Consider the following 13,539-nt stretch of genomic DNA (forward strand, 5'->3'; position numbering starts at 1 on the left):
TGAGCTGTAACCTGGGTGCAGCGAAGTTGAACCCAGGATTGAAAACAATAGGGTTTTCCCGGGTTTTACTTCGCTGCACCCAGGCTAAAACGCACGAATGGTAACAGAAAAGGCTGGATTAAATGAATAGACTCCTCAAATGGCTCGATGAGCGTTTTCCTTTGATGAGCACCTGGAAAAATTATTTCAGTGCCTATTATCTTCCTAAAAACTTAAATTTTTTTTACTTTTTTGGTTCGCTCGCCCTTGTCATTTTAATCAATCAATTGATTACTGGTTTGTGGCTTACCATGTTTTATACCCCCAGTGCTGAGCAGGCTTTTGCTTCTATAGAATACATAATGCGCGATGTTAATTTTGGTTGGTTACTGCGTTATATGCATTCAACTGGTGCATCTGCTTTTTTTATTGTCATTTATTTACATATGTTCCGCGGCTTACTTTATGGCTCATATCAAAATCCACGTGAGTTGATTTGGCTTTTGGGGATGTGTTTATATATCTTACTTTTGGCGGGCGCTTTTTTCGGTTATTTATTGCCTTGGGGACAAATGTCCTATTGGGGAGCAGAAGTAATCACTTCATTGTTAAGTGCTATTCCATATATTGGTGAAAACCTGGTTATTTGGCTCAGAGGGGATTACTCGGTGGGAAATGCTACGCTACAACGTTTCTTTGCATTACATGTAATTGCCATTCCATTCCTACTCCTTTTCTTGGTGTTCTTGCATGTAGTTGCCTTACACCGGGTTGGCTCTAATAATCCTGAAGGAATTGAAATTAAAAATCACCTAGATGCACAAGGCAAACCTTTAGATGGAATTCCCTTTCACCCGTATTACCTTGTTAAGGACCTAGTCATGGTGCTTGCTTTTCTTGGTTTATTTTTTTCGGTTGTCTTTTTCGCCCCTGAAATGGGAGGATATTTTTTAGAACATAATAATTTTGTACCCGCAAATCCGTTAGTTACACCAGACCATATTGCTCCCATGTGGTATATGTCGCCATTTTATGCCATGTTGCGGGCAGTACCGGATAAATTATTAGGAATTATCTGTATGGGATCTGCTTTATTACTTCTGTTCCTTTTACCATGGCTTGATCGTAGTCCGGTTCGCTCAATGCGCTATAAAGGAAACTACTCAAGGATGATGTTGATTTTCGGTGTAGCTGCTTTTTTGTTATTGGGGTATTTAGGAACAATTCCTGTAACCCCCATACGCTTGTTTTTAGCGCGTGTCAGTACACTATTTTATTTTGCTTATTTTGTATTAATGCCTTTTTATACTCGTTTTGAAGCACCACGCCCAGTGCCTTCTCGCCTGGGAGGGTAATGATGCGGATGCAAGGAGTTATTTTTTATTTGGCTGTATGGTTTGGATGCGTCGTTTTAAATCCAGTCGGATGGACGTATCCGGTAACGATCGATGTCCAAGACCAAGCCAGCTTACAAAGAGGCGCTAGGCTATTTATGAATTATTGTTCTGGCTGTCACTCTTTAAAATATTTGCGCTATAATCATATGGCCAAGGGGTTAGGGTTAATCGGATTTGATGGTCAAATAAATCAAGATTTATTAAAAAATAATCTGATTTTTACGCAAGCAACGATTAACGATCCAATTCGTATCGCCTTACCTCCAGAAGATGCAAAACAATGGTTTGGAATAGTACCTCCAGATCTATCTTTAATTGCTCGAGAAAAAGGGACGAAATGGCTCTATAGTTATCTAAGTGCTTTTTATAAGGATGACTCTCGACCATTTGGTACAAATAATCATCTTGTTCCTGATGTGGCTATGCCAAATATTTTAGAGACATTGAATCATGATTTATCCGGAGAACAATTTGATTCTAATTTACAGGATTTGGTGACTTTTCTTGCCTATGTTGGTGAACCAGTAAAGTTATTGCGTCACTATTTAGGATTTTTCGTAGTTGGTTTTTTATTGATTTTATTTCTCGCCGCATGGGGTTTAAAAACAATTTATTGGCGAAAAATCGGCGTAAAGTAACCCAAAAAGGCAAAAATGTGGTAAAGTGCGAGTTTTTGTGTGTGTACTTATCTTTGTTATAGGTTGAATTAAATAGGAGTTGCTCATGGCAATTGTTGCGAAGCGCACTATAATGTCTTTATTTTCCGATACAGACGATGTTTACAGCCATCAGGTTCGGATCGTCCTGGCTGAAAAAGGGGTGAATGTAGAAATTCTTGCTGCCAAGCAGGCTGAGCCCAGCGCTGATCTATTATCAGTTAACCCATATGGAACGGTTCCTACTTTAATCGATAGAGAACTTGTGCTTTATGAGCCACGTATTATTATGGAATATTTAGATGAGCGATTTCCTCATCCACCATTATTGCCTGTTTATCCTGTAGCTCGTGCTGAGACACGAAAAATGATGCATAGGATAGAACATGATTGGTATTATCTAATGAACCGTATTTTAAGAGATGATAATGCGGATCAGGCCAGAGCAAATTTATTTGAAAGTTTAACCGCACTTGATCCTGTATTTGCGGATAAGTCTTATTTTTTAAGTGATGAGTTTTCTTTGTTGGATTGTGCATTAGCACCTTTATTGTGGCGTTTGCCCCGATTGGGAATTGAAATTGCACCGGAATTTAAAGGAATAATTGCTTACATGCAGCGCTTGTTTAAACGTGAATCGTTTCAAACAAGTTTGACTGATGCTGAGCGACAACTAAGAGCGGCATAATTATATGACTATGACATCAAACAAACCTTATTTAATTCGCGCTGCCTACGATTGGATAGTGGATAACGAATTAACACCTTATATCATGGTTAATGCTGAATATTCGGGTGTACAAGTTCCAAGAGAACATGTGAATCATGATCGTATCGTGTTAAATATTTCTCCAGCAGCAACTCGCGGCCTCTTGTTGGAAAACGATCGAATTATCTTTACCGCACGTTTTTCGGGAAAAACCGAACAAATTTTTGTTCCACCAGGCGCAGTATTAGAAATCTATGCAAAAGAAAATGGTAGAGGCATTGCCTTTGCAGTCGAAGATGAAGAAGAACCGCCTCCAGCATCTACTGGAGCTTCTGGCGCTGAATCGGATGGCTCAACCGTTTCTAAAAGCAAACCTTCATTAAAACTAGTTAAGTAAATGGACGTAGCCTAGGCTTTTTAGCCTGGGTGAGGTGTAGCGACCAGGGTTAAGCGGTTTTATTAACATTCAGCGAATCCCTGTTTCTGCTGTACTTCTCCCAGGCTAGAATACTACACTAGACTACTAAGAAAGTGTTCGAAATAGTAGATTTGGAGCACAAGATGATCATGCCAGCAAATGCCCTTTATCGTTGTGAGCAAGTAAGAGCGTGTGAACAACAAGCTACCTCTTTATATCAATTGGATGAAAATACACTCATGTCCCGCGCTGGCGCAGAGGCATTTTTTCTTATTGCAAAACTTTATCCCCATGTACGTCATATTGCTATATATTGTGGTGCTGGCAACAATGCTGGTGATGGATATGTAGTTGCCAGATTAGCACATGAGCAAGGTATATTAGTTACGATTTATCAATGTAAGGCAGTAGCCGATCTTCCTTTTGCTGCACAGCATGCGGCGTTAATGGCTATAAATGCAGGAGTTGAATGTCAAGCTGCAGATGAACCATTAGATAGCGAAGTAGAATTAATTATTGATGCTCTTTTAGGGATCGGTTTGAAAGGACCAGTGCATGGGGTTATTGCGTCGGCAATTAATCAGATCAATGCAAGTGGTCTACCTGTTGTGGCATTGGATATTCCCTCAGGTCTTAATGCAGATACCGGAAAAGTAGAGAATTTTTGTGTCAAGGCCAACACTACTTTAACATTTATTGCTCAGAAATCAGGCATGTATACAGCCGATGGGCCGGATTATTGTGGTGAGATTTATAGTTGTACTTTACAACTTGATTCGTGTGTGAATCAATTGATTCCAACTGCTCGTCTTTTAAGTTCAGATACCTTACCTTTACCCCTTGCTAAACGAAAGAAAAATTCGCATAAGGGTAATTATGGCCATGTTTTAGTAATTGGTGGCGGACCTGGAATGCCAGGCGCAATGAGTCTGGCTGCAAAAGCAGCAATGAGAACCGGGGCCGGAGCAGTAACTGTTGCAACCTGGCCGGAGCATGCCAAGGGTGCCTTAACATTAATTCCCGAAGCGATGGTAAGTGGTGTTGAAACTGCCCAAGATTTAAAACTACTCTTGGCTCAGGCCACAGTGTGTATTATTGGTCCAGGCTTAGGGGAAAGTGAATGGGCTACTAACCTTTTTTTAACTGCAATTACATCACAATTACCTATGGTAATTGATGCATCCGCGTTAAGATTGTTAGCCGAGAACCCACAACTGGATGATAATTGGATATTAACACCACATCCAGGCGAAGCGGCTTGCTTGCTTTCTTGTTCTACTGATTTGATTCAGAAAGATAGATACCAGGCAGCGGCAAACATCCAGAAACAATATGGTGGGATTGTTGTATTAAAAGGTGCTGGTACAGTGATTCAAACAGAGAAAGATACATCTGTTTGTCCTCGAGGTAATCCTGCCATGGCGAGTGCTGGTATGGGCGATGTATTAAGCGGTATTATTGCTGGTCTTTGTGCTCAAGGGTACTCTTTATCTGAAGCTGCACAATGCGGTGTGTGGATCCATGCAGTCGCCGGAGATCGAGTAGCAAAAAAATTGGGTGGAGCTGGTTTATTGGCCAGTGATTTATTTGATGTTTTACCTCATGTATTGAATTATCCTGAATGATGACAAATAGTGAATTAGATGCTGTTATAACACTGGATTTACCTGATGAAAAGGCGAGTGAACAGTTTGCCTTTCATCTTGCTTCTTGTCTTTTTCCTTCTTTAATCATGACCTTTAGTGGTGATCTTGGAGCAGGTAAAACAACTATTATCCGCGCCATGTTGAGACATATGGGCGTCCAATCTACAATTAAAAGCCCTACTTTTTCTTTAGTTGAAAGTTATCTTTGTAATAATCTAACCATACATCATTTTGATCTGTATCGAATACATCATGAAGAAGAGTTGGAATATCTTGGATTTCGAGATTATTTTACCCAAGAGAGCATCTGTTGTATTGAATGGGCTGAAAATGCAGGAGGAGCATTGCCACAAGTCGATATTCGTTTTAAGTTAGCTATTAAGGGGGCTGGACGTGAAATGCAAATTATGGCATTCAGCACAGCCGGTAAGAGAATTTTAGCGCGTCTTGCAGGTGAAGTATGATATTTCGCTTATGGTGTTTTGTGGTGATGTGTCTCTGCTCTATAACAACATTTAGTGCTCAACTGAAATCAGTTGTTTTGAAACAACAAAGTAATCAAACTTCATTTTTTCTAACAATTAATGGTCCATTCACCCACAAAGTATTTTCTTTAAGTAATCCTGAGCGAGTTGTATTGGACTTAAAAGAGACCCAATTGGCTGTAGACTTAAACCAATTAGGGTTAATTAATGGATTAGTCAGACAAGTTCGTAGCGGGAATTCTGAGCCCAGAACCTTGAGGCTTGTTTTTGAAGTTAATCAAAAGGTTCAACTAAGATCTTCTCCGTGGAAACCTAATGGAGCCTTTGGAGGTATACGCGTTGATTTATTGCATAATGGTAATCTTGTTGCACCAATTGCTGCAAGCACTCCTCAAAAAACATTGCCGGTAGCAGCGAAAACATACACAACACAGAAAATACAACAGGCAAAATTACCTGTAAAAATTGAAACAAAGCAGCCAATACGTCCTATTTTAGCAACCCGACAGCCAATTAAGGTAAGTGGTAGGCCTTCTAAACTGCGTGATGTTATTGTTGTTTTGGATGCTGGTCATGGAGGTAAGGATCCAGGAGCTAGAGGTCCACGCCACAGCAGAGAAAAAGACGTCGTATTAGCAATTACTTTGAAACTGAAACAATTAATTGACAGGCAGCCAGGTATGCGCGCTGTGCTAACCCGTTCTGGAGATTATTATGTGGGTCTGCGGCAGCGCCTGGACATTGCCAGAAAATATAATGGCGATGTATTTGTTGCGATTCATGCGGATGCATTTAATAATCCTCATTCAAATGGCGCCTCGGTATTTGCTTTATCGCAAAGAGGGGCTACAAGCGAAGCAGCACGTTGGCTTGCAGAAAAAGAGAACTATTCAGAACTAGGAGGGGTGAATCTAGGAGATTTGGATGACCAAAATGGTGTGGTGCGCTCCGTTCTCATTGACTTATCACAAACTGCAACAATTAATTCCGGATTGCAAATGGGTGGGCGTGTTTTAAGTCAGCTCGGTAATTTCACTAATTTGCATAATAATAAGGTGGAGCAGGCTGGGTTTGTCGTTTTGAAATCTGCGGATATTCCCTCGATTCTAGTAGAAACAGGATTTATTTCAAATCCTATTGAGGAACGTAATTTAACTAATCCTGCATATCAAACTCGTTTGAGCCAGGCAATTTTTCAAGGCATTAAAGGATATTTCTGGGAAAATCCTCCTCACGGCTCACGTATTGAAGCAATGACGACAAATAATGTTCACTTGGTTCGCGCAGGAGAGACGTTACCTGCTATCGCTGCGCGTTATCATGTTTCAGTTGCGGCCCTACAATCTACGAATCGTTTGCGCGGAATCACTCGACTTAAACCGGGGCAGAAACTGGTGATCCCTCCAGCATGGGCATAAGAATTCAACAATTACCGCCGCTCATAGCAAATCAAATTGCTGCGGGAGAAGTAATAGAGCGACCTGCGTCAGTAGTAAAAGAGTTACTGGAAAATTCTTTTGATGCAGGCGCGGATGCTATTACCATCGAAATAGGCTATGGTGGTCTCAATCAAATCAAGATCAGCGATAATGGCATGGGGATTGTGGCAGAAGACTTGCCTTTGGCAATTGCTGCACATGCGACCAGCAAAATCAGTACCCTTGATGACTTATATTCAATTGATAGTATGGGATTTCGCGGCGAAGCATTAGCCAGTATTGCTTCTATAGCAAAAGTCACAATCAGTTCTAGACCTGAACACCAAGAGACAGCAGCAATGCTACGAATACATGGTGTCGAACGGTCAATTACCCCCTGTGCTCGTAGTGTAGGAACTACGGTAGATGTTGTTGACCTGTTTTTTAATGCTCCTGTAAGAAAACGATTTTTGAAAAGCGAAAGATTGGAGTTTCAAGCGATAGAAAACACAGTAAAACGCTTTGCTCTAAGTGCCCCAGGTATTGCGCTTACGCTAAAACATAATGGCAAGCAGGTTTTAGCTCTTCCGGCCGCAACCAATGAACACACTCGTTTAACACGTATTACCCGTATATTTGGCAGTGCTTTTGTTAAAGAGTCAATTTATCTTGATGTGGAACATGGTTCTATGAAGCTCTGCGGTTGGATAAGTAACTCCAATTTTCAGCGCAGCCAGAATGATCGATTGTGGGTTTATATTAATCAGCGCATGGTAAAAGACAAGCTAATACACCAGGCACTAAAGCAAGCATATGATGGTCTATTATATCCCGGTCGATTTCCTGCATGTGTGTTATATCTAATGATGAATCATGCAGAAGTCGATGTAAATGTGCATCCCACCAAGCACGAAGTCCGTTTTCAGCAGCCACGTCTAGTATTTGATTTCTTTACATCACAATTGACTGCGGCATTGAAGTCTAAAAAAGAGACTAGCGAAGAAGTGGTCTATGTATTAAGCGAACAGCAGCATCAAAATCAAGTTCAAACGATTTATGAACCTTATCCCAAATTGGCGGTGCCAAGTAAAAGCATTTACAATTTTGAAACAGAGTTATCTTGGGTCATTTTAAATAACAAATACATATTAGTATTTATAAATCAACAACCTTATGTTGTTGATATTGTGACCTTGTATCAATGTCGAATGAAGGAACAAATACATGACTTGCGCTTCCCTTTGGCAAGTAGACCTTTATTGGTACCGATTCGTTATTCTTTTCCACAAAAACACCAAAGTAGGTCTATGGAGTTAGTCCAGAATCTCAAAGCGTTAGGAATTAACCTTGATTGGGCTGGAGATAATGAAGTACTTATTTGTAGCATACCACTGTGCATGCCCTATTTAGATTTACGGTTATTTTTAGACTCTATTGCTGAGGGGGATGTTCAGCAGCAGCAATTGCTTGAGTTAATGAATCAGTCACAAACATTTGATCCCAGACTCTTGAGCCTTGAAGAAAAAATGGATTTAAATGAGTTGTTACTTAAAATATATAAAGAAGATAGTAAAAGACAGGGATTGTTGAAAGCATTAACAAATGAAGAGTGTAAAAAATTAGTAGATGCCTAGTTTAGGGCGTAATTGAATTAAAGAAATCGCCCCCTCTTCTCAAAAGGATTTTTTCAATCCCCCCATCAGAGAGAAGGTGCTCATTAGGGGGAGAGTATGATTAGAGGCATGATACAATTAAGAATCCTCACTCTCTCCCACGAGTGGGCGAGGGGATTTCTTCGTATTTAATAATAGGCTAACGCGTATTTTTTAATTGAGATAATGAATGGGTAAATTAGTTTTTTGTTTGATGGGACCGACTGCTTCAGGGAAAACGGCTTTAGCTTGTGAATTAGTTACGCGATATCCTTTTGAACTTATTAGTGTTGATTCTGCGATGATCTATCGGGATATGAATATCGGAACCGCCAAGCCAACAGCGCAAGAGCTACGAATTGCACCACATCATTTAATTGATATTAAAAATCCCATTGAGTCTTATTCTGCTGCTCAATTTTGTGCTGATGCTTTATCTTTATGTGAAGAGATTGATAAGAGAGGCAAAATCCCTTTACTTGTAGGGGGGACTATGATGTATTTTAATGCCTTACAAAAGGGCCTATCAACTTTACCAGAAGCCAATCTGATGATACGCCAGCAACTGGAAGATGAGGCCGCTCTATATGGTTGGCCTGTTCTCCATCAAAAATTAGTAGGCATTGATCCTGAATCGGCTGCGCGAATCCATGCACATGATGCACAACGAATTCAACGAGCACTGGAAGTATATTATCTGACAGGCAAAACCTTGTCTGCCTTTCTTGAGCAGGATAAGGAAAAACCAGACCATCATTTTATGAATTTTATTCTCTTTCCAGAGCAAAGGGCGTGGCTTCATGAACGTATTGCACAACGCTTTGATCATATGTTAGCTGAAGGTTTTATTGAGGAAGTAAGGCAGTTAAAGCAAAAATGGCATTTAACCATGAATTTACCTGCAATGCGTTGCGTAGGGTATCGGCAAGCACTTGAATTTCTTCAAGGCGATTATGAGTATTCCATAATGCGTGATAAAGGTATTGCTGCTACTCGGCAATTGGCGAAACGTCAATTAACTTGGCTTCGGCATTGGGGGGAGGCTTTTTATTATGATCCACAAAATGAGGCTTTTCGCGATGAGATTATAGCGAAAATCGGGGAAATATTAGATAATCTTACCAAATAAGAGTTAAAGGAACATTATGTTAAAAGCTAAAAAAGAACCAGCAAGTACCAAAAAAAATTATGTGGTGCATCGCAATGAATTACCTTTGAGCTGTCCGACAAAAGATATGATATTATGGAACGCTCATCCAAAGGTTTATTTGCCAATTGAAAAAACTGGCGTAGAAGTTTGCCCTTATTGTGGTTCGCGGTTTGTTTTACAGAATGATTAAATCCATTTGTATTGTACGATTATCTGCACTAGGCGATGTTTTAATGGCGGTGCCACTCATTAGAACCTTGCAAGCCAGCCTACCGCAAGCAAAGTTGACTTGGATTATCTCCAAACCTGCTTTTGATTTGGTAGAGGGAATGGATGGAGTAGAGTTTATTTTAATTGATAAACCGAACAATATTGCAGATTATTGGCGCTTTAAAAAACAAATGAAGGGGCGTAGCTTTGATGTATTATTAGCCCCGCAAGCGAGTCTAAGGACGAATTTACTCTATCCTTTTATCAAAGCGAAACGAAAAATAGGTTACGATGAGCATCGAGCGAATGATGCTCATGGCTTATTTGTTAATGAACGAATAACACCAGGTTTGGAGCACACTTTAGATGGGTTCTTGAAGTTTGCTCAGGCTTTAGGAATAAAGGAGCGTGTTATTCGTTGGGATTTACCTATTACTGCTGAAGATTATGAATGGGCAGAACAGCATTTACCAAAGCAAGGCCCAATTTTGGTGATTAATCCCGCGGCAAGTAAACCGGAGCGGAGTTGGCCCGTGGCTCGTTATATTGAGGTGTTGCGAAGGGCTAGGGAAAAATGGAATGTACAGGTAATCATAACAGGTGGGCCCATTGATTTTGATAAACACTTGGCTGATCAAATTACCCAAGTTATTCCTGCAATTAATCTCGTTGGCAAAACAAAACCCAAGCAATTATTGGCACTCATCAGTAAAGCCACGGTTGTTCTTTGTCCTGACACAGGGCCTTCACATATGTCTACTGCGGTAAATACACCAGTTATTGCATTACATGCGGTGACTAACCCACTTATTTCGGGGCCTTATCTTTTTCAGCATTTGGTTGTGAATCGTTATCCTGAGGCAGCAGAAAAAATTTTAGGGAGTAAGCGCATCGAGGATGTTTGGGGGCAACATGTACATGGTGATGAACCCATGAAGTTGATTCCAGTCGATGAGGTGATGGATAAGCTATCAACTATTTTAGATGATTATAAATCAACAGACTAATCGAGCTGAACTTCTTGGCGTCTGTATACTGCGCAGCAATACGTATCCATAGGCCAGATGAGTTTAAGCCGAAGGATCTCCCTGCTTTGAACATTTATTTTGATTATAATGTCATAACAGGTTCTGAAGACCCCTCATTGTGTTTAGAATGGAATATTCTTGTGAGTGATTCTAACGTGGTTTAATCCGGACTTTGGGTTAGCACTTAGAGGAACAGTTTGCACTATTCAAAATAGATTCATCCTTTCTGTTCCCAAATAAAAGAAGTTCTTCCTTTTCTTCTTCTTCAGTTGACGCCCCCTTGGGCATGCAATAATTCCAAAAGGAGGGGGCCGAGGTTTTTACCGGTTTAATATGGGGTGGCTCTTGCTCACAAAGGGAGTCTTTTGAATATTCGGATTTGTATGTGTTCATTTTGGCATGAGAGGATTCTCGAGGAGAACTTGCTTCCTGATATTGCTTTTTCTCCAATTGTAAATGCTCCAGTGGTTGTTGTTTAAAGCGATAAACATTCATTAAAATCATACACGCTTGAAAGATCATTAAAGCAACACCGATGACGGGATTAAGGGTTAATCCTATCGCAACTAATAATCCTCCTGAAACCAGGATTGAGCCAAGATTGTAAATCAGGCTCATCACCAGATTTTGATTTATATTGGACACGGTTTGTTTGGAGACAGCAAAAGCCGAGGCGATAGATAATAATGCGCCATTATGAATCACAATACCTGCTGCTTGCTGGGTTAAGATGTCACTACCATCAGAAACTACCGCGATACCTAGGTCGCTGGCTGTAATTGCAGGAGTATCATTCCCTGCATCTCCTATCATGGCTACCTTACGTCCTTTTTGTTTTAAGGCATTAATATAAGATGTTTTTGAGTGATGATTTTCTTTTCTTTGGAGAGAGCTTGCAATGCAGTTGGCGTAAACTGTTTTAATGCCAAGCGCTTGAGCATAACGATGAGCTGTTTCTTCATCTGCGCCAGTACATAAACATATTTCTTTTCCCATTGCTTTTAAGGCTCTAATAGTGCAGTACGCATCGTCACGCAGTGGATCTGTTATGACCAGAAATCCAATGGCTATGTTATTACGTGCTACATAGACTATTTGATCACCTGCTTGTAAGTTGGGTTGCTTGAACTTGAGTGGGATTTTCATTCCTTTTTCTTGCATTACCGTCATACTGCCAATGACATAGTCCTTATTTATTATTTTCCCAGAAATTCCAGAGTGATGAGAGTGATCCAGGAAATCTGCTTCAACGTCTTCAATGTTGAATTGATTCGCATAAGAATAAATAGCTTTCCCTATAGGATGACTTGATTGCTTTTCAAGGGCAGCACAATAGGAAAGAAATTCTGTTTTTGAAAGGTTACTTTCCTCAAACAGATACAATTCTTTTACACTAGGGACTCCAGTGGTTAGGGTGCCATTTAAATCAAAAATGACAGTGTCTATTTGTTCGGCTTGCTGTAGTGTTTTAGCACTTTTAAATTGTACCCCATGCTCTGCAGCCTTATGCATCCCGGTTTTTACTGCTAGAGGTGTAATTAAGCCTAAAGTACAGGGACATGCACTTACTAAAACCGATACAGCACATTGAATTGCAACGGCTGCAGGAAAAAAGATCCCAATAATTACGCCAGAAGCGACTGCCAGAGCAATCACGGCTGGGATAAAATAAGTGAGCAATTGTCCTGTTTTTATTTCAATAGGTGCTTTTTCTAGTGCTGATATTTCTATTGCTTTATCAAGTCGAGCCAAGTAGGATTCGCTTTTAGTTTTCGTAACCCGTATTGCTAAGGGCTTCTCATTGTCGGCTAGCCGCATGCCGGCGAGCACTTCAGTTTGCGGAGGAAAATATTGTGGTAGGATGGCTCCCGTGTCAATCGTCTTGTAAATAAGGCTTTCATCCTCGCAAATACCATCAAGAGGAATGGTTTCTCCCGGATATACAATAATTACATCATCTACATTAATCTTATCCAGTTTAATTTCATCAAAACCTTGACCCGTTTTTTTTCTCACGGTTTTGGGGGCTCTGTCCTGGAATTTTGCTGTACCAATTTTTTCTTTAATGGTGTCTTCTATGGCAATTCCTATATGTCTAAAGCCGTAAATAAGTAAACCGGCTTCAAACATCATGGGAAGCCAGGGTACAAATAGCGAGGCAATCGAAACGACCAAGATGGAGGCTGTGCTGAGCGCAAATAAGCTATCCATAGTTAACGTCTTAGCCTTGGTTAGTTTGAGCCAGGCATCGTAATAGGAGTTTGCGCCTAAAATTAAGGTTAATAAGGTACTAAAAGCAGCAAGTGAACTCATTACCGCCAATGGGAGCCCACTCGTAGCGAGGCAAAGGATGAGTACGGCAAGCCCTGATACACACCCAACTCCACCAAGAAACCAATGCGATGTAAAAAAGCTTTTGGCTTTCTCCAATTTATTGGTTTGCTGATTTTCTTCTTGAACCTCTTCGCTCGGTTCTTCTTTTATCGGTTGATATCCATATTCCCTACAACTAAATAGTTCATCGATATAGCCTTTTACTTCGGCCCATACTTCATATTGGTCATCATTCTCTTGATCTACCACTAGATTGATTATTGCTTTTTTAGGATCTGCTGTGGTGACATCTACATGGAACTCATTTATTCTATTCCCGAGTTTTTCTCTTAAGTAGCTCTCAAGAGTTTTACTACAACTGATACAGGTCATTCCGTCGATATAAAAAGTATAGGGTTCAATTTTGGACATATTGGCTCGTTGATTAAGGTTAATATATTAAGATTTGATATTTCAT

The 13,539-nt window shown here is 40.3% G+C and carries 12 protein-coding genes; 11 read left to right on the plus strand and 1 reads right to left on the minus strand.

Annotated elements, in window-relative coordinates:
- Nucleotides 1–122: 122 nt before the first annotated feature.
- From BW930_RS11770 to BW930_RS11820, 11 genes are all read left to right on the plus strand, one after another.
- Nucleotides 123–1,334 carry a cytochrome b gene (locus tag BW930_RS11770; protein ID WP_058468776.1) on the plus strand — a complete coding sequence of 404 codons (1,212 nt, stop codon included), beginning with the start codon at nucleotides 123–125 and terminating at the stop codon, nucleotides 1,332–1,334.
- A 2-nt stretch (nucleotides 1,335–1,336) separates the two neighbouring features.
- Nucleotides 1,337–2,014 carry a cytochrome c1 gene (locus BW930_RS11775; protein ID WP_115266134.1) on the plus strand — a complete coding sequence of 226 codons (678 nt, stop codon included), beginning with the start codon at nucleotides 1,337–1,339 and terminating at the stop codon, nucleotides 2,012–2,014.
- An 85-nt stretch (nucleotides 2,015–2,099) separates the two neighbouring features.
- On the plus strand, nucleotides 2,100–2,720 hold the full coding sequence (gene sspA / locus BW930_RS11780; protein WP_058468774.1) for a stringent starvation protein SspA: 621 nt from the start codon (nucleotides 2,100–2,102) through the stop codon (nucleotides 2,718–2,720).
- A 4-nt stretch (nucleotides 2,721–2,724) separates the two neighbouring features.
- Entirely contained in the window at nucleotides 2,725–3,138 is a 414-nt protein-coding gene (locus BW930_RS11785; protein ID WP_058468773.1) for a ClpXP protease specificity-enhancing factor, read from the plus strand.
- Between the two features lie 170 nt (nucleotides 3,139–3,308).
- A complete protein-coding gene (locus BW930_RS11790; protein ID WP_058468808.1) occupies nucleotides 3,309–4,784 on the plus strand; it encodes a bifunctional ADP-dependent NAD(P)H-hydrate dehydratase/NAD(P)H-hydrate epimerase in 1,476 nt (491 codons plus the stop codon).
- Nucleotides 4,784–5,269, plus strand: a complete 486-nt coding sequence (tsaE, locus tag BW930_RS11795; protein ID WP_058468807.1) for a tRNA (adenosine(37)-N6)-threonylcarbamoyltransferase complex ATPase subunit type 1 TsaE — start codon at nucleotides 4,784–4,786, stop codon at nucleotides 5,267–5,269. The genes BW930_RS11790 and tsaE overlap by 1 nt, the downstream gene beginning before the upstream one ends.
- Nucleotides 5,266–6,708, plus strand: a complete 1,443-nt coding sequence (locus BW930_RS11800) for an N-acetylmuramoyl-L-alanine amidase family protein (RefSeq protein ID WP_058468772.1) — start codon at nucleotides 5,266–5,268, stop codon at nucleotides 6,706–6,708. The genes tsaE and BW930_RS11800 overlap by 4 nt, the downstream gene beginning before the upstream one ends.
- Nucleotides 6,699–8,342, plus strand: coding sequence for a DNA mismatch repair endonuclease MutL (gene mutL / locus BW930_RS11805; RefSeq protein WP_058468771.1), 1,644 nt, complete (start codon nucleotides 6,699–6,701; stop codon nucleotides 8,340–8,342). The genes BW930_RS11800 and mutL overlap by 10 nt, the downstream gene beginning before the upstream one ends.
- A 208-nt stretch (nucleotides 8,343–8,550) precedes the next feature.
- Nucleotides 8,551–9,489, plus strand: a complete 939-nt coding sequence (gene miaA, locus BW930_RS11810; protein WP_058468770.1) for a tRNA (adenosine(37)-N6)-dimethylallyltransferase MiaA — start codon at nucleotides 8,551–8,553, stop codon at nucleotides 9,487–9,489.
- A 16-nt stretch (nucleotides 9,490–9,505) separates the two neighbouring features.
- Entirely contained in the window at nucleotides 9,506–9,700 is a 195-nt protein-coding gene (locus BW930_RS11815) for a zinc-finger domain-containing protein (protein WP_058468769.1), read from the plus strand.
- Nucleotides 9,693–10,727: a glycosyltransferase family 9 protein gene (locus BW930_RS11820; RefSeq protein ID WP_058468768.1), complete on the plus strand. Its 1,035-nt coding sequence runs from the start codon at nucleotides 9,693–9,695 to the stop codon at nucleotides 10,725–10,727. Before BW930_RS11815 ends, BW930_RS11820 begins: the two co-directional genes overlap by 8 nt.
- A gap of 198 nt (nucleotides 10,728–10,925) precedes the next feature.
- On the opposite strand, the gene BW930_RS11825 is transcribed toward BW930_RS11820, so the two are convergent.
- Nucleotides 10,926–13,493 carry a heavy metal translocating P-type ATPase gene (locus BW930_RS11825; protein WP_058468767.1) on the minus strand — a complete coding sequence of 856 codons (2,568 nt, stop codon included), beginning with the start codon at nucleotides 13,491–13,493 and terminating at the stop codon, nucleotides 10,926–10,928.
- Nucleotides 13,494–13,539 lie beyond the last annotated feature (46 nt).

The sequence above is a fragment of the Fluoribacter gormanii genome (assembly GCF_900156395.1).
Taxonomy (GTDB): Bacteria; Pseudomonadota; Gammaproteobacteria; order Legionellales; family Legionellaceae; genus Legionella; species Legionella gormanii.

What these genes read in the sequence shown, in the direction of transcription:
- BW930_RS11770 (WP_058468776.1), top strand. Translation starts at nt 123, where the DNA reads ATGAATAGACTCCTCAAATGGCTCGATGAGCGTTTTCCTTTGATGAGC.
- BW930_RS11775 (WP_115266134.1), top strand. Translation starts at nt 1,337, where the DNA reads ATGCGGATGCAAGGAGTTATTTTTTATTTGGCTGTATGGTTTGGATGC.
- sspA (WP_058468774.1), top strand. Translation starts at nt 2,100, where the DNA reads ATGGCAATTGTTGCGAAGCGCACTATAATGTCTTTATTTTCCGATACA.
- BW930_RS11785 (WP_058468773.1), top strand. Translation starts at nt 2,725, where the DNA reads ATGACTATGACATCAAACAAACCTTATTTAATTCGCGCTGCCTACGAT.
- BW930_RS11790 (WP_058468808.1), top strand. Translation starts at nt 3,309, where the DNA reads ATGCCAGCAAATGCCCTTTATCGTTGTGAGCAAGTAAGAGCGTGTGAA.
- tsaE (WP_058468807.1), top strand. Translation starts at nt 4,784, where the DNA reads ATGACAAATAGTGAATTAGATGCTGTTATAACACTGGATTTACCTGAT.
- BW930_RS11800 (WP_058468772.1), top strand. Translation starts at nt 5,266, where the DNA reads ATGATATTTCGCTTATGGTGTTTTGTGGTGATGTGTCTCTGCTCTATA.
- mutL (WP_058468771.1), top strand. Translation starts at nt 6,699, where the DNA reads ATGGGCATAAGAATTCAACAATTACCGCCGCTCATAGCAAATCAAATT.
- miaA (WP_058468770.1), top strand. Translation starts at nt 8,551, where the DNA reads ATGGGTAAATTAGTTTTTTGTTTGATGGGACCGACTGCTTCAGGGAAA.
- BW930_RS11815 (WP_058468769.1), top strand. Translation starts at nt 9,506, where the DNA reads ATGTTAAAAGCTAAAAAAGAACCAGCAAGTACCAAAAAAAATTATGTG.
- BW930_RS11820 (WP_058468768.1), top strand. Translation starts at nt 9,693, where the DNA reads ATGATTAAATCCATTTGTATTGTACGATTATCTGCACTAGGCGATGTT.
- BW930_RS11825 (WP_058468767.1), bottom strand. Translation starts at nt 13,493, where the DNA reads ATGTCCAAAATTGAACCCTATACTTTTTATATCGACGGAATGACCTGT.